Here is a 16,267-nt window from a genome sequence, read left to right on the forward strand (position 1 = left end):
TCATGTCCCGGTGATCTTGACCGGACCCCGCTCGGCCTCGTCGACCGCCAGTTGATGCGCGAGCGCAGACGCCAGCATCGCGACCGGAAAGTGCTCGGAAAAGCTTCCGGCAATACCCGCCGGCGGGCGCATGGCGAGTTCATCGAGTTCGGACAGTGCGTCCTGTAGCAATCGATGTGCCGCGCGCGGCCGCTGCAGACTGAGTTTCAGATTGGCATTGGCAACCTGAATACAGGCGCGAAGCAGAATCCGGTCGCGCCCTCTTTGCGGCGCCACCTTCCAAACAGCCTCGAGAATTTCGTGAGCCTCCCAGAAGAAGCCGGCATCGTTGAGCGCGAGCCCGTAGCGCAACGCCGGATCATCCGCCGGGACGAACCGGGCATAGCGCAGCGGGACCAGCGCCTTGGCCTGCGCGAGCGTGTCGTGATCAGCCTTCGTCTGCTTGCCGAGCCGATAGGGCCAGCGCGGCATCGCGAGAGAAGGAGTGACAGTCACGATCGTGCTCGCTTACGCAGCGCGTAATTCGCCCTCGCCGTGAAAATGCAGCAGACGATTGGCGAAATCCGCCACGGCCCGCAAGGTTGCCTCGGGGGCTTCGCGATGGGGCGAATGCGCAGCGCCGGGCATGATCTCGACATCCACCGGGCAATAGCATTCGACCTCGGCGATCTCGATCTGCTTCATGGTGCCGTACTGATCGTCGGCTCCCTGCAAAATCTGCACGGGCACGCGCACGTAAGCGAGATAATCGGAAATATCCCAGTCACGGAACTGCGGATCGAGCCATGCGCCGTTCCAGCCATAGAACGCGTTGTCGACGTCATCATGCCAGCGCGCGAGCTTGGCCTTGAGGTCGCCCTGCTCGTAACTCGTTTTGATTTCGGCGATCGACGTGACGGAAATATCCTCAACGACGAAATGCGGCGCAATCATCGAGACGCCGCGGATGCGATGATCCTGAATGCCGCCGGCATAGATTGCGGCGATGGATCCGCCATCGGAATGACCGACCAGCAAGCCGCGGCGAAAGCCGATGGCATCGAGCAGTTGCGGTAGCACCTCGAGTGCTTCGACATGCATGTAGTCCAGCGGCCGCGGCAGCGCGACCGGCGTCGATGCACCGTAGCCAGCGCGCGAATAGACGAAGACGCCGGCGCCGGTCGCTGCCTGAAGCTTGTCCGGGAAGTCGCCCCACAGCGCGACCGAGCCCAGCCCTTCATGCAGCAGCACAATGGTCGGCGCCGCGTCCGGTTGCGGACCGATCATGCGGTATTCGAGTCCGGACGCACCGATGGTCAGCCGTCCCGCAGATTGCAATGCGCTCATCTAATGATCCATCTCTCGGTTTCAGACCGTCGCTCCATCGCGCAATTTGTAGCGCTGGATTTTGCCGGTGGCTGTTTTGGGAAGGGAATCGACAACCTCGATCCAGCGTGGATATTTCCACGGACCGATCCGTTGCTTGACGTGATCCTTCAAGGATTCGCGCAGGCCCTCGACCACGGCATTCGGCTTCAGCACCACGAAGGCCTTCGGCTTCAACAGCCCCTCGGCGTCGGCCTCCGGCACAACCGCCGCTTCGGATACGGCGGGATGCGCAATCAGCGCGCTCTCGACCTCGAACGGTGACACCCAGATGCCGGACACCTTGAACATGTCATCGGCACGTCCGCAGAACGTATAGCGCCCGTCGGCATCGCGGACATATTTGTCGCCGGTGCGCGTCCAATGACCTTCGAAGGTGCGACGACTCTTACTGCGTTGATTCCAGTATCCCTCGCCTGCGGACGGCGCATCGACGAGCAACTCGCCGATTTCTCCATCGGCAATATCGAGGCCCGCATCATCGACGAGCCGCACGCGATAGCCTGGCACCGGCCGGCCGGACGTGCCGTATTTGATATCGCCGGGAGCATTCGACAGGAAGATATGCAGCAGTTCGGTTGAGCCGACGCCATCGAGAATATCGACGCCGAAGCGGCTCTTCCAGCCATTCCCAACCGGCTCCGGAAGCGCTTCGCCGGCCGAGGTGCAAATGCGCAGGCGCGGGAGGCGAGCTTCCGTTTTGAAACCCTCATCGTTCAGCATCGCCGCGAACAATGTCGGCACCCCGAAAAAGATGCTCGGCTGATATCGGCGCATCAAGCCGAACATGGTGGCCGGCGTGGGTCGCTCCGGATTGAGCACCGTCGTGGCGCCAACCGACATGGGAAATGTCATGGCGTTGCCGAGGCCGTAAGCGAAGAACAATTTGGCCGCAGAGAGTCCGACATCGTCCTCGCGGATGCCGAGAACCTGCTTGCCATAGGTGGTCGCCGTTGCTTCCAGGCTGGCGTGCAGATGGCGAACGCCTTTCGGCATGCCCGTGGATCCGGACGAGTACAACCAGAAGGCAGGTTCGTCCGCATGGGTCGCGACCGTGGTGAAGCTTGTGCTCTCATTCCTGACTTCGTCAGCCAGACTCTTGCGGCCATTGCCAGCGCCACCGACCACAATCACATGCTCAAGATCCGGCAAACGACCGAGCATGTCGTCGACCGCCGGCAACAACGCCGCGGAAATGAACAACACGCGCGCCCGGCAATCGGCCAGCACATAGGCATATTGGTCCGAGGTCAGCAGAGTGTTGAGCGGCACCGGGACGATGCCGGCCCGGATCGCGCCGAGGAACACCACCGGAAAGTCGACGGTGTCGAGCATAATCATCGCGACGCGTTCTTCGCGCCGGACACCGAGCCGCTTCAGTAAATTGGCCAGTTGGCAGCTTTTTACCTGCAGGTCGCCATAGGTCAGTTCGGTCACCGTATCGGTGAAGGCGAGCTTGCTGCCACGGCCCTCATCGATGTTGCGGTCGAGAAGCCAAGTCACCGCATTGTAAGAACTGGACGGCCCACTCATGATGCGTCTGCACCTTGGGCGATTCCACAACCGTTGCTCACGGTGCTCTCCCTATCGTCTTTTTTGAATTATAATTCATATAAAGTCACCAACTCCGGTTGCTGTCAATCGCATCCGGAATTATCTTTCCTGAAATCCTCTGCGAGCACGCACACCACATGACCGACCAGGCCGATCCCGAAACTGCCTTTCTTGAACAGCTCGGTCAGCGTGTCCGCACCATGCGCGGCCTGCGCGGCATGTCGCGAAAGGTGCTGGCAAAAGTGTCAGGGATTTCGGAGCGCTACATCGCGCAACTGGAAAGCGGCAAGGGCAACGTGTCTATCGTGCTGCTGCGCCGGGTGTCCGGCGCCATGGGTGCCCATCTCGAAGATCTGATTCCAGCGGACGAACCGACAACGGAATGGCCGATCATTCGCGACCTCGTTCGTAACGCGACACCGAACCAGATCGCCCAGGCCAAGGACGTTCTCGCCGGACGGGGGAACGGTCAGTTCCAGAATTATATGTCATTCAGCGGCATCGCCCTGATCGGGCTGCGCGGCGCCGGAAAATCGACCCTCGGCAAATTGCTGGCGGACAAGATCGGCTGGAGCTTCGTCGAACTCAACAAGGAGATCGAGCAGCACAACGGACTATCGGTCGCCGAGATCATCGCCCTCTATGGACAGGAGGGCTTTCGCCGCATGGAACAGGCGGCGCTGAACGGCCTGCTGGGACGCAAGGAGCCCATCGTCCTTGCGACCGGCGGCGGCATCGTCTCGGAACCCGTGACCTTCGATCGGGTATTGTCGTCGTTCTACACAATCTGGCTCAAGGCCAAGCCCGAAGAACATATGGCGCGCGTCCGCCGCCAAGGTGACTTGCGCCCGATGGCCGACGACCGCTCCGCCATGCAGGAATTGCGCACGATCCTGCTGAGCCGCGAACCGCTCTATTCCCGGGCATCCGCCATTGTCGATACGGCCGGCCTCAGCAAGGACAAGGCTGCCGCGCAACTGGTCGGCGCGGTGTCGCGCGTGTTGAACACCAATGCCCAGGCTTTCGGACTAAGAAGCGCTGCGTCGTGACACTGGGCGAGCTTCTGCAAGCACGCGGCTTCGATCCCGTCGGGGTCATGGCGATCCGCAATACCCTGCATATCGAAGACGTCTCAAACGATTTCCGCGATCTCGCCGATGTCATCAGCGCCAATGCGCTGCCGATGTATGACCGGATGCAGGACGGCCCGCGCATCGCGCATCAGACAGCCGTGCTCTCCTTTGCCGCAACAGACGGCGGGCAGGCACGCCTGACAAGCCTGCGAACCTTCCTGCTGCGCAAGCCGGGAAGCGTTCCCGGCGATATCGTCTACGACTACGACGCCGCGCACCTGCTACACAGCTTCATCGCGCGCGCCACGACGCCCTGTTTTTACGACGCCATTGACCGGGAAGAGCTCAACGATCTGTTCGGCCGCCTCGTGGTGCAATGGCCGGAACCGCTTTCCGACAATATTATTGCGGCCAATGACGATGCGTTGACCGTCGTCGTGGCCTGACCGCTCAAACGCCGAGATGGCGCTCCAGCACGTCCGGCTGCGCGGCCAATGCCACCGGTGTTCCGTCGAACACCACGCAGCCCTTCGACAGGATTACCATTCGGTCGGCGACTTTCGCCAGACTCCGAAAATCCTTGTCGACGACGATGGTCGCGATGCCTTCGCCCCGGACGATCGCCAGCGTCTGCCAGATCGACAGCGCCACCAGCGGCGCCAGACCTTCCGTGGCTTCGTCGATCATGATCATATCGGGATTGGTCATCAGCGCGCGACCGATAGTCAGCATCTGCTGCTCGCCCCCCGACAGTTGGTGCCCTCCATTATTGCGGCGTTCATGCAGACGCGGAAACAGCTCGAAGATTTTCGGCAGGGTCCAGGACTGACGGCCGTGATTGCCTGGTCGCGCAGCCATCACCAGATTTTCGATCACCGATAGCGAGCCGAAAATGCCCCTGCCCTCCGGCACCAGCGCCATGCCGCATCGCGCGATCGTTTCGGGTGCTGCATTGCGGATATCACGGCCGTGGAAACGCAAACTGCCACGGCAAAGGGGCATCAATCCCATCAGCGAGCGCAGCAGTGTGGTCTTGCCCATACCGTTGCGACCGATTAGCGCCACCTGCTCGCCCGGCGCAAAGGTCAGATCGACGCCGTGCAGAATCTGGCTGGCGCCGTAAAACGCATCGAGCTTTTCCACCTCGAGCAAGGCCATTACGCGATGCCTCCATCAGCCCCGAGATAGGCGGCGCGTACGCCAGGATCCACGCGCACGTCCTGTGGCAAACCTGTGGCAATGACACGACCGTCCTGCATCACCGTCAACCGGTCTGCAAGTTCGAACACCGCATCCATGTCGTGCTCCACCACCAGCAGCGCACGGTCGGCCTTCAGCGACGCAATCAATCCGATGATGCCCCGCGCCTCCGATGGTCCCATGCCGGCCAGTGGCTCATCGAGCAGAATGACCTGCGGATTGGTCGCCAGCACCATCGCGATCTCGAGCTGGCGCTGTTCGCCGTGACTTAGCTTATCGGCAACGATCTGCGAGCGTGCGGATAACCCGACCCGGTCGATCGCATCGGTGACCAACTTGAGATATGGCCGGTCGGACCGCGTGCCACCAAACATCCGGAGCGGCGCGGTTGAACGGGCCTGCGCCGCAAGACGCACATTCTCATGCACGCTAAACTGCGCAAACAACGTCGTCTTCTGATAGGCGCGGCCGAGGCCAGCACGCGCGCGGCGGTCCGGCGACAAGGAGGTGATATCCACGCCATTCAGCAAGACCTCACCCGAGGTTGGCAGAAGTTCGCCGGCCAAGAGATTGATCAGCGTGGATTTTCCGGCACCGTTCGGGCCGATCACCGCATGGATCTCGCCGGCGCGAATGTCGATTGACACGTCGGAAACGGCCAGCAGGCCTCCGAAGCGCTTCTGCAATCCAGCGGCACGCAGCGCAATGTCATGCATGACGAGCTTCCGCAGCTGCAGGCTTGATTTCGGCCGCGCGTTGCGGCGACGCGCCGAACACCATCGACCAGATCTGCCGGACACCATTGGGCAGCAGGATGACGATGCCAATGATGATCAAGCCTTCGACAAGCTTCCAGTTGTCGAGATGCGCCTTCAGCACTTCTTCCATGCCGATCAGAACCAGCGCACCGACCAGCGGCCCGGTGACCGAGCGCAGGCCACCGATCAGCACCATGACCAGGATTGTCGCCGACTGGTGCCATCCCAGCATCTGCGGCGCGACGAAACCGAACTGCGCCGCGGCCAGATAACCGGCAACGCCCGCCAGCGCGCCAGACAGGGTGAACGCCGTCAGGCGGAGGCGGAAGATCGGAAAGCCGAGCGACCGTGCCCGGCGCTCATTGTCCCGGGCTGCCGCCAGCGCCCGCCCGAACGCTGAGCGGACCACCATCGTGAGCAGAGCGATCACGCCCACCAGGAAACCCAGCACGACAAAGTAGAAAGTCATGGGCTTGTCGAGATCGAGCAATTGACGGCCGGCAATGGCGATCTCGGGCCGGATATTGATGGAGATACCATCCGATCCGCCCGCGAATTTGGTATCGTGGAAGAAGAAGAACAGCATCTCGCCAAAGGCGAGCGTCACCATGATGAAATAGACACCGCGGGTGCGCAGCACCAGTGCGCCAATCAGCAGGGCCGCCGTGCCAGAGCACAGGATCGCAATCGGAAGCGTCGTTAACAGCGACGCCGCATCATAACGAGGCGACATCAGCGCAAGCACATATCCGGCGAGGCCGAAAAAGGCGGCATGACAGAGGCTCACCAGACCGCCATGGCCAACCACGAGATTCAGTGACATGGCCAGCATGCCCATGATGAGCGCCTTGGCAAAAAACTGCGTGTAATAGGTCGACACGCAGAATGGCAGCGCAATCGCCATAGCCAGACAGGCTATGCCGAACAACCGGGCCCGCAGATTGGGCATGCCCATATCAAGCATCCTGGCGTCCGAGAATTCCACTGGGCCGCCACAGCAACACGGCTGCCATCACCACATAGATCAGAATGCTGGACACACTGGGAAAGAACACCTTTCCGAACGTATCTGTGAGGCCGATCAGTAGTGCGCCGACGGCTGCGCCAGCGACCGAACCGATGCCACCGAGCACGACCACGACAAAGGACAGGATCAGCATGCCATCCCCCATGCCGGGAAACACTGTCGAGATCGGCGCGATCAGGATGCCGCCGAGCGCCGCCAGCGCGATGCCGGCGGCGAAGACGTAGCGATTGACCCGGTCGAACTTGATGCCGAGCACGCGCGCCATCTCACGATTTTCCGAGCCCGCCCGCACGATCATGCCGATCTTGGTGCGCGTGATTACGAAGAAGATGACGAGTGCCACCATCAGGCAGAATACACAGATCGCCAGCCGGTAGACCGGATAGGACAGATTGTCGGTCAGCTGGATCGACCCCGACAACCACGCGGGTGGAGCAACCGCGTGCACGTCCTTGCCGAACAGCAACTGCCTGATTTCATCGATGACCAGGATGAGGCCGAAGCTGAGCAGCACCTGCGCCAGATGATCCCGGCCGTAGAGAAGACGAACGAAGACGGTCTCAAGCAGAATGCCGGCGATGAAGGCAACCAGCACGCCGCCAAGCAAGGCGACCACAAAACTGCCGGTCATCAACGTGATCCAGTAAGCCAGATAGGCGCCGAGCATATAGAACGCGCCATGGGCGAGATTGATGACCCCCAGGATGCCGAACACCAGTGTCAGGCCGCTCGCGACCAGGAACAGGACTGCGCCATACTGAACCGCATTCAGCAACTGAACGCCTAGTGTGATGAGGTCCATCAGATCAATCCAGTCACGGCGGGCCACCTTCAGTCGCCGGCGCAATCAAGCATGAGGCCGTACCTGGCTTCGCAGCTACGCCTCCGTCACGGACGGTATTGCGCGTAACAGGCTTCGACGATTCGATCTTCATCGACAGACCGCGCAACGATGCGTCAGGTCATCTTGCAGCCCCGCGCGGGATCGTCGACATCGGCCTGGGCGATCGAGATCATCTCGTTACGCCCGTTGCGGACCTCGCGCAGATAGATGTTCTGGATCGGGTTATGCGCCTTGTTGAAGGACAGCGGCCCGCGCGGACTGTCGATCTTCGCAGCTCCCATCGCCGCGATCATCTTGTCGCGCGCATTGAAGTCGCCGCCGACGGCGGTCAGCCCGATATCCAGCAGCGCCGCGCCATCGTAGCCCTGTACGGCGTAGATATCGCCGTCCTTGCCTGTCTTGGCCTTGAAGGCTTTGAGGAAGGCGAGATTGGCGGGATTATCGAGATTGTCCGCGTAATGCAGCGTCGTCCTGATGCCCTTGGCGGCTTCACCCTGCGCTTCGATGGTACCGTCGGTCAGAAAGCCCGCGCCATAAAGCGGAATGGTCTTGTTCAGGCCGGCCGCCGCATAGTCCTTGACGAATTTCACCGCGCCACCGCCTGCAAAGAAGCTGAACACGGCATCGGGCTTCAACTGTGCTATCTGCGTGATCAGTGCCTGAAATTCCACCTCCGGAAATGGCACCGTCAGGTCAGCTACGATCTTGCCGCCGTTCTTGGTGAAGTTTTCAGCGAAGGCGCCGATCATCTCCGCACCGGCGGTATAACGCCATGTGATCGTGACCACGTTCTTGATACCGGCATCGGCCATCACCTTGCCCATCGGGTAGGTGCTCTGCCAGTTCGAGAACGACGTACGGAAGATGTTCGGCGCGCAGGCTGGACCAGTCGCATCATTGGCGCCAGCATTCGGAATGATCAGAAGTGTCTTGGTGTCGCGCGCGACCTTGACCATCGCCATGGCCACGCCGGAATGAACGGTGCCGACAACGACGTCAGCCTTCTCGCGGCCGACCAGCCGGTTCATGTTGTCGGTGGCTGATTCCGGCTTCGATTCATCGTCCACCTGCACGAACGCAATGTCGCGCCCACCGAGCTTGCCGCCCTTCTGTTCGACATAAAGGCGGAAGCCGTCATCGATGAACTTGCCAAGCTTCGCATAGGTCCCGGTGTAGGGAAGCATCATCCCCACCTTCAATGGCGCGTTCTGCGCGATGGCCGGGCTATGAAGCGGCGACGTCGCAATGAATGTTGCTGCACCGGCGGTCCCGGACAGCATGGCGCGCCGCGTCAACGGACGCAGAAACCCCTTGGTGGTCATCGGCTCGTCTCCCCTCGGAATAATTGATGACCGGTTGATCCGGCCTACCAATGCAGATTGACGCCAGGTGGGAGCATTGCCCTCCACCCGCGCTCGCATCTCTGCAGCATAATGCACGAAATTGGAAAAGATCAAGAATTATAATTCATAGTCAGCGGCAGTGGGTAGCCACGCTCATTCAAATCAATCGCTGTTCACCATCATGGCGGCTGCTGGCGTTGCCGGCGCATAGTTGCGCAGGGCAGCAAGAATGGAGCGGGCGCCGCGCCGCGCGCCTTCGGTCTGTACCCAGACCAGCGACAGGATAAGTTCAAGCCCGGGATCAACCGGCAGCGCCACGAGGCGTGCATCGAACGAGACGAGCGCGCTTTCGGGGAGTACTGACACGAAGCCGAAATCCAGCATCAGGTTGGCAATGATCGGGATCGAGTCGATTTCCGTGATTGTCAGCGCATCGATCTCTGCCTGAGGCAGCAATTGCGCCAGCAGTTTGTGCGCGGCTTGGCCGAGCCCGGTGCGTCGGCTGGGTAGCGCTAGCGGCTGTTGCCGAAGCACCTGCATGACATCGGGCTGGTCACCCAGCACCGCGCGCGCGCCGACGACCACAAGCTTCGATCGCACCAGCGCCCGAGACGAGACATCGGCCGGGATCGTATCGCTGTCGATCAGCGCGACGTCGCACCGTTTGTCTTTCAGGCCGGTCAGCAGATCCTCTGCCGTACCATTGGTGACAAACAGCGGCTGCGTCGGCCGATCCCGCTGCCAGGCTGCGACGAGAAAGGCCAGCAGCCGCGCGACATTGCTTTCATGGCCGAGCGGCATCACCGCCCCGAGCCTGATGGTGGCATTGGTCGAACGAAAACGCTCACGCGCACGCCGTGACAGTCGCTGCATGGTTTTTTCAAGTTCAGCCAGCGACGTGACCAGCAATTGGCATGCCGGCGTCGGCGTGACACCGATACGGGAGCGATGAAACAACACGCTGCCGAGTTCATCTTCAACGCGTGCAATCTGACGCGCGAGTTGCGGCTGACCGAGACGGATGATGCGTGCGGCACGACGAACGCTGCCAGTTTCCGCAACCAATGCGACACGCTGCAAGGCCGTGAGACTGACATCACACTCGGCGCAGAAAGCCCGTGCTGCATCGCCTGCCCTATCGGGCGCGATCATCCCCATCGCGATATCCGCTGCGGCTTCAATCTCGTCCAGCATTCGCCGTGCCTCAAGCGTGAGAAAGCTCGCGGCACCTACGCGATTCAACAACGGCGCTGCGATGGAGCGCTCGAACCGTTTCACCGCTGCCGAGAGCGTACTGGGTGCGCGTCCAAGTTGGCGCGCCGCCTCACGCACATTGCCGCAACGGAGCACCACGGCTGTCATCACCAAGGTCGCAATGTCCATTCCATTGTCATCCGGGTCTGTAGTCGATTTTTCCGCGCTGCAGCGAGAGCGTATAGGATGTCCACCAAATGGGATATCCCCCCGATGCGCAATTGCGTTAGCCTTCATAACAGGGACCGCGGAGCCAGATGCCGGCTTGGCCTGGCCGCACCAATGGAGGTGTTCGATGAAAGCAATGATCCTTGCCGCCGGGCTTCTGGCCCTTGCCAGTCCCACATTCGCTCAGACACAGGAACCGCTGAAGTCCGCGATCGACTCGACCTTCGCACCGCATGCCATGCCCAAACTGTCGGGCGGCCTCGAAGGCTTCAATATCGATGTCGTCGATGAGATGTCGAAGCGCATCAAACGCCCGATCACGGTGGAAGGCGCGCAGTTCGCAGGCCTCCTTCCGGCGCTGCAGGCCGGCACCTACGACTTCCTCGCCGCTGTGGTGACCGTCACGCCCGAGCGCGCGCAGCAGTTGCTGTTCATGGAAGGCTTCGTCGACGCCGACTATCGCTTCATGACGCTGGCTTCGGCACCTCCCATCACCAAGCTCGAAGATCTCTCCGGCAAGACCATCGCCGTGCAGAAAGGCGCGATCTACGAGAAATGGGTCAACGACAACGCCGCCAAATATGGCTGGAAGTCGGAATCCTTCGCCACCAGCACCGACGCGGCGCAGGCCGTGCTCGCCGGCCGTGCCGACGCCAACATCTCGGCCGCCACTGTCGTCGCCTGGATCGTGAAGAATAATCCGCGGCTGAAGAATGCCTTTCTCTACAAGACGGGCCTCGTCTGGAGCATGCCGCTGCGCAACGGCAATACCGAATTGCGCAACAAGCTCGAAGACGCACTCGTCTGCATGAAGCAGGACGGCACGCTGAAGAAGCTTTACGTGAAGTGGTTCGGTGTCGAGCCCGAGGCCGGATCGGCGACCACCACCATCTATCCCGGCTATGGCGCACCGGGTGTCGCCGGCTATGATGCGACCGAGCAGAAGCCAACCTGCTCATGAGCTCGACGGCAGCAACGTCTGCGTCCCGTTATCTGCTGGAAGCGCGCGGCGTCCGGAAGAGCTTCGGCCCAACCGAAGTTCTGAAGGGCGTCGACCTTCTGGTGGAGCCGGGCAAACTGGTGTTCCTCATCGGCCCATCCGGCTCGGGCAAGAGTACCTTGCTGCGCTGCTGCAATCGCCTTGAGGAGCCGGACGGCGGCTCCATCATCATGGACAATGTCGACCTTTTGTCGCCGCGCACCGATATCAATGCCGCACGGCGACAGATCGGCATGGTGTTCCAGAGCTTCAACCTCTATCCGCACCTCACTGTGCAGAAGAACATCACGCTGGCCCTGCGCAAGGTCGCCGGCATGAGCACAGCCGACGCCAATGCCCGTGCCGCGGAGATGCTGGCGCTGGTGGGCCTGCCCGACAAGGCAGCGTCCTATCCTGCACAACTCTCCGGCGGCCAGCAGCAACGCATCGGCATTGCACGTTCGCTCGCGCTCAATCCCAAGATCATCCTGATGGACGAGCCGACTTCGGCGCTGGACCCGGAACTGGTCGGCAGCGTGCTCGCCGTCGTCAAGGATCTGCGTGCCCGCGGCATCACCATGGTGATCGCCAGCCACGAGATGAATTTCGCCCGCGAGGCCGCCGACAAGGTGGTGTTCCTCGATGGCGGTCTCGTCATCGAGCAAGGCAGTGCCGAAGACGTTTTCCTCCGGCCGCAGGAAGATCGCACCAAACGTTTCCTCGCGCAGATCAGGCACTAGGTCATGACCGCCGCCGACGCGATGAGCAACTGGGACCGCTTCGTCTTCACCTTCTTCAATGCGGATATCGCGATGAAGTACGGCTGGGAGATTTTGCAGGGCGCCGGCGTTACCATTCTCGCCGGCCTCGCAGTGGTCATCACCGGTATCGGTGCCGGCTTTGGCCTCGCGGCGCTCCGGGCGATCGGCTGGAAGCCGGTCAATTTCCTCATCATCGTGTTCGTCGACATTTTCCGCTCCCTGCCGCCGCTCGCAATCATCCTGGTATTATTCTTCGGCTTCCCAAATATCGGCATCGTCCTGCCCAGCCTCATCGTGCTGTGGATGTCCCTCGGCGCGGTGCTTGCGGCCTTTGCCGAAGAGATCTTCTGGGCCGGCATTACCTCTGTGCCGAAGGGCCAGTGGCTGGCCGCGCGCTCAACAGGGCTCACCTTCGCTCAGACGCTGCGCTATGTGATCCTGCCGCAGGCGGTCCGCCTCGGCATTCCGCCGCTCACAAACCGCGCGATCTCCATCACCAAGAACCTCGCGCTTGGCAGCGCCATCGGTGTCAACGAGATTCTTGGCCGCGCCAATTCCGCGCTGTCGATGTCCGCCAATGCGACGCCGCTGACGATGGGCGCGCTACTTTACGTGCTGGTCTTCATTCCACTGGTTATCGCCTCCCGTACGCTCGAACGCAACTATCGGTGGGGTGAGCACTGATGGAGCAGTTCACCCAGGAATTCTTCAATCTCGACGTCATGGCGAAGGTCGCACCGTTCCTGCTGCAGGGCTTGCTGCAGACGCTTCTGCTATGCTCGTTCCTGATCCCGATCGGCCTCGTCAGCGGTATCCTCGTGATGTTGCTGACCACCAGCTCCTATCGCCTGCTGCGCTGGCCGGCGATCGCCGCCGTCGATTTCTTTCGCGCCTTTCCGCCGCTCGTGCTGCTGGTCTTCGTCTATGCGGGCCTGCCCTTTATCGGGCTGCGCGTGCCCGCGTTGGTAGCAGTCGCCGTTGCCTTCCTGATCAATTCGGCAAGTTACTACGGCGAGATCTATCGCGCCGGCATGGTTAGCGTGCCGAAGGGCCAGCGCGAGGCCGCGCGGTCGACCGGACTCTCCGCCACACAGACATTGCTTTACGTGACGCTGCCGCAGGCGATCCGCAACGTGCTGCCCGATCTGCTCTCGAACACGGTCGAGCTGGTGAAGCTCACGACGCTGGCCAGCGTCATCTCGGTGCCGGAGCTGCTGCATTCCGCCAATCTGGCGCGCTCGCTCACCTACAACTCATCGCCGCTGATCCTCGCGGCCATCATCTATCTGCTCCTGCTGTTGCCGGTCGTGCGGCTGATCGCGCGGCTGGAGCACAGGCTCTAGGACACACGGTCCCGCGGGATCATCACGACAGGCCGGCTCGCCGGCGGCGAATGTGGAGTTGCACATGGATTTCGATCTGGTTCTCACCGGCAAGGTGATCGGTCACGACAGCATCATCGAGAACGGCTGGGTCGCGGTCCGCGACGGGCGCGTGGGTGCCGTCGGCGAAGGCACGCCGCCTGCCGCGCGCGAGCGGCAGGATTTCAAGTCAGGCATGATCCTGCCGGGCGCCATCGACGCGCAGGTGCACTCGCTGTCGCAGCGCAATCAGGAAGATTTCATCTGGTCGACGCGCTCCGCCGCAGCCGGCGGTGTGACCACCATCGTCGACATGCCCTATGATGAAGGCGATCTGGTCTGTTCAGCTGCTGCGGTCGAGCGCAAGATCGCCCATGCGAGCAAACAGGCGCGCGTGGATTTCGCGCTCTATGGCACCATCGACCCCGAAGAAGGTCCGGCACGTATCGCCGAACAGGCTAAGGCCGGCGTCGCCGCCTTCAAGTTCTCCACCTTCGGCACCGACCCGAAGCGCTTTCCGCGCATCCCCGCACCGCTGCTAGCCGATTGTTTCGCCGCCATTGCGCCGACCGGCCTCGCCGCCGGCGTCCACAACGAGGACGACGAATTCATCCGCGATGCCGTCGCCAAGGTGAAGGCAAAAGGCATTACCGACTGGCGTGCGCACGCGATGTCGCGCCCGCCGCTCGCCGAAATCCTGGCGATGCTGCAGATCTATGAGACCGGCGCCAAGACCGGTTGTCCCGCCCATGTGGTGCATTGTTCTGTGGCACGCGGTTATGATATTGCGGCGTGGTATCGCTCCGAGGGCTATCACGCCACAGTGGAATGCTGCATCCACTATCTCGTGCTCGACGAGGAGAACGACGTCTCCCGCCTCGGCGGCAAGGCCAAGATCAATCCGCCGGTGCGCCCGCGTGCCGATGTCGAGGCGCTGTGGGCAGAGCTTGCAGCCGGACGCGTCTCGCTGGTCTCGACCGATCACGTCAGTTGGTCGGAAGATCGCAAGATCAATCCGGACATGCTCGCCAACGCGTCTGGCGTCCCCGGCCTCGAAGCCATGGTGCCGCTGCTGGTAAAGGGCCTCGTCGAACGCAAGCTGCCGCTGACCCATGCCGCGAAGCTGACGTCATTCAATCCGGCGCGGCACTTCCGCATCGACGATCGCAAGGGCGCGCTGGCGCCTGGCCTCGACGCCGACATCACCGTGCTGGTGGACAAGCCCATCATCTATGACGGTGCCGCAAGCGGCAACAACGTGGTCGGCTGGTCCCCCTATAACGGCATCACGCTGCCGTGGACCGTGGCTGCGACCTACGTGCGCGGCCAGCTCGCTTTCGATGGCAGCAAGGTTCTCGCCGAACCTGGCAGCGGACAATTCGTGCGGCCACCGCTGCTTCTCTCAGAGCGACTGCCGGTGGCGTGACGCCCGCCGTTCCGATCACCGACCACGTATCGAACACAAGAACATCTGCCGAGGAGACATTCCGATGGGACGTATTCTGACCGAACGCGATATTGAAGCCGCCGTGCGCGGCGGCGGTGTCTACGCTGCCGGTGGCGGCGGCTGGGCGGATCACGGGCGCATGCTCGGCCGCGCCGCGATTCTCGTCGGCAAGCCCGAACTCGTGTCGATCGACGAACTCGACGACGACGACTGGGTCGCCACTGCCGCTGCGATCGGCGCGCCGGCGTCGACCACCGCCTGGGAGATGCAGGGCAAGGATTACGTCCGCGCCGTGCAACTACTGCAGGACGCGCTGGGTGAACCGCTGAAAGGCCTCATCATCGGTCAGAACGGCAAGTCCTCCACCATGAATGCGTGGCTGCCATCGGCACTGCTCGGCACCAAGGTGGTGGATGCCGTGGGCGACATGCGCGCGCATCCGACCGGCGACATGGGATCGATCGGCCTTGCTGGCTCGCCCGAGCCGATGATCCAGACCGCCGCTGGCGGCAACCGCGCCGAGAACCGCTACATCGAACTTACCGTGCGCGGCGCCACCGCCAAGGTATCGCCGATCCTGCGTACTGCCGGCGACATGTCCGGCGGCTTTATCGCTTCTTGCCGCAATCCGGTCCGCGCGTCCTATGTGCGCGACAACGCTGCTCTCGGCGGCATCTCGCTAGCGCTGCGCCTCGGTGAAGCCATCCTCGCCGCCGAGCCGAAAGGGGCGACTGCCGTGATCGACGCGATCTGCAAGGACACCGGTGGCTCCATCCTCGGCAGCGGCAAGATCACCGCAAAAAATGTGGTCTACACACCGGAAGCCTTCGACATCGGCACCCTAACCATCGGCGAAGGCGACCGCGCCATCACGCTGCATGTGATGAACGAATACATGGCCATCGTCGATGCAAATGGTAAGCGTCTCGCGACCTTCCCGGACATCATCGCCACACTGTCCGACGAGGCCGAGCCGATGAGCGTCGGCCATCTCGAAGTCGGCATGAACGTGCATCTGTTCCATGTGCCGAAGACGATCATTCCGCTTGCCTCCAGCGTCAAGGATCCGGCGGTCTATCCCTCCGTCGAACGCGCCATGGGCATCGAGATCGCGCGCTACGCACTGGCCTGAG

At 62.0% G+C, this 16,267-nt stretch carries 17 protein-coding genes; 8 read left to right on the top strand and 9 right to left on the bottom strand.

Annotated elements, in window-relative coordinates; translation table 11 throughout:
* From AB8B02_RS19375 to AB8B02_RS19385, 3 genes are read right to left on the bottom strand one after another with little or no spacing between them, the layout of a single operon-like run.
* Positions 1-471: a DUF309 domain-containing protein gene (locus AB8B02_RS19375; RefSeq protein ID WP_439064907.1), complete on the bottom strand. Its 471-nt coding sequence runs from the start codon at positions 469-471 to the stop codon at positions 1-3.
* Positions 472-507: 36 nt separating this feature from the next.
* Entirely contained in the window at positions 508-1,326 is an 819-nt protein-coding gene (locus tag AB8B02_RS19380) for an alpha/beta fold hydrolase (protein WP_439064908.1), read from the bottom strand.
* Between the two features lie 21 nt (positions 1,327-1,347).
* Complete coding sequence (locus AB8B02_RS19385) at positions 1,348-2,898, bottom strand: benzoate-CoA ligase family protein (protein WP_309943638.1); 1,551 nt, start codon at positions 2,896-2,898, stop codon at positions 1,348-1,350.
* Positions 2,899-3,056: 158 nt separating this feature from the next.
* Here AB8B02_RS19385 and AB8B02_RS19390 point away from each other — a divergent pair, with 158 nt between their 5' ends.
* Complete coding sequence (locus tag AB8B02_RS19390; RefSeq protein ID WP_309943636.1) at positions 3,057-3,968, top strand: helix-turn-helix transcriptional regulator; 912 nt, start codon at positions 3,057-3,059, stop codon at positions 3,966-3,968.
* Entirely contained in the window at positions 3,965-4,438 is a 474-nt protein-coding gene (locus tag AB8B02_RS19395) for a hypothetical protein (protein WP_439064909.1), read from the top strand. Before AB8B02_RS19390 ends, AB8B02_RS19395 begins: the two co-directional genes overlap by 4 nt.
* Positions 4,439-4,442: 4 nt before the next feature.
* Here AB8B02_RS19395 and AB8B02_RS19400 read toward each other — a convergent pair whose 3' ends face one another.
* From AB8B02_RS19400 to AB8B02_RS19425, 6 genes are all read right to left on the bottom strand, one after another.
* Complete coding sequence (locus tag AB8B02_RS19400; protein ID WP_309943634.1) at positions 4,443-5,150, bottom strand: ABC transporter ATP-binding protein; 708 nt, start codon at positions 5,148-5,150, stop codon at positions 4,443-4,445.
* The gene (locus AB8B02_RS19405) at positions 5,150-5,908 is read right to left on the bottom strand and encodes an ABC transporter ATP-binding protein (protein ID WP_309943632.1); all 759 of its coding nucleotides are present in this window, start codon (positions 5,906-5,908) and stop codon (positions 5,150-5,152) included. Before AB8B02_RS19405 ends, AB8B02_RS19400 begins: the two co-directional genes overlap by 1 nt.
* Positions 5,901-6,905 (bottom strand): branched-chain amino acid ABC transporter permease, encoded by a 1,005-nt coding sequence (locus AB8B02_RS19410; protein ID WP_439064910.1) that lies wholly within the window; start codon positions 6,903-6,905, stop codon positions 5,901-5,903. Before AB8B02_RS19410 ends, AB8B02_RS19405 begins: the two co-directional genes overlap by 8 nt.
* Before the next feature lies 1 nt (position 6,906).
* On the bottom strand, positions 6,907-7,779 hold the full coding sequence (locus AB8B02_RS19415) for a branched-chain amino acid ABC transporter permease (RefSeq protein WP_439064911.1): 873 nt from the start codon (positions 7,777-7,779) through the stop codon (positions 6,907-6,909).
* A 155-nt stretch (positions 7,780-7,934) separates the two neighbouring features.
* Positions 7,935-9,143, bottom strand: coding sequence for an ABC transporter substrate-binding protein (locus AB8B02_RS19420; RefSeq protein WP_439064912.1), 1,209 nt, complete (start codon positions 9,141-9,143; stop codon positions 7,935-7,937).
* Positions 9,144-9,326: 183 nt separating this feature from the next.
* Complete coding sequence (locus AB8B02_RS19425; protein ID WP_439064913.1) at positions 9,327-10,547, bottom strand: LysR family transcriptional regulator; 1,221 nt, start codon at positions 10,545-10,547, stop codon at positions 9,327-9,329.
* A 166-nt stretch (positions 10,548-10,713) separates the two neighbouring features.
* Between AB8B02_RS19425 and AB8B02_RS19430 the strand changes: the two genes are divergently transcribed.
* From AB8B02_RS19430 to AB8B02_RS19455, 6 genes are all read left to right on the top strand, one after another.
* Positions 10,714-11,547, top strand: a complete 834-nt coding sequence (locus AB8B02_RS19430) for a transporter substrate-binding domain-containing protein (protein WP_439064914.1) — start codon at positions 10,714-10,716, stop codon at positions 11,545-11,547.
* Positions 11,544-12,305, top strand: a complete 762-nt coding sequence (locus AB8B02_RS19435) for an amino acid ABC transporter ATP-binding protein (RefSeq protein WP_439064915.1) — start codon at positions 11,544-11,546, stop codon at positions 12,303-12,305. Before AB8B02_RS19430 ends, AB8B02_RS19435 begins: the two co-directional genes overlap by 4 nt.
* A gap of 3 nt (positions 12,306-12,308) precedes the next feature.
* Positions 12,309-13,010, top strand: a complete 702-nt coding sequence (locus AB8B02_RS19440; RefSeq protein WP_199711958.1) for an amino acid ABC transporter permease — start codon at positions 12,309-12,311, stop codon at positions 13,008-13,010.
* Entirely contained in the window at positions 13,010-13,669 is a 660-nt protein-coding gene (locus AB8B02_RS19445) for an amino acid ABC transporter permease (protein WP_120286993.1), read from the top strand. Before AB8B02_RS19440 ends, AB8B02_RS19445 begins: the two co-directional genes overlap by 1 nt.
* A gap of 64 nt (positions 13,670-13,733) precedes the next feature.
* On the top strand, positions 13,734-15,113 hold the full coding sequence (locus AB8B02_RS19450; protein ID WP_439064916.1) for a dihydroorotase: 1,380 nt from the start codon (positions 13,734-13,736) through the stop codon (positions 15,111-15,113).
* A gap of 64 nt (positions 15,114-15,177) precedes the next feature.
* Positions 15,178-16,266 carry a DUF917 domain-containing protein gene (locus AB8B02_RS19455; RefSeq protein ID WP_439064917.1) on the top strand — a complete coding sequence of 363 codons (1,089 nt, stop codon included), beginning with the start codon at positions 15,178-15,180 and terminating at the stop codon, positions 16,264-16,266.
* The last annotated feature ends 1 nt before the right edge of the window (position 16,267 follow it).

It is taken from the genome of Tardiphaga sp. 862_B3_N4_1, assembly GCF_051811085.1.
GTDB lineage: Bacteria > Pseudomonadota > Alphaproteobacteria > Rhizobiales > Xanthobacteraceae > Tardiphaga > Tardiphaga robiniae.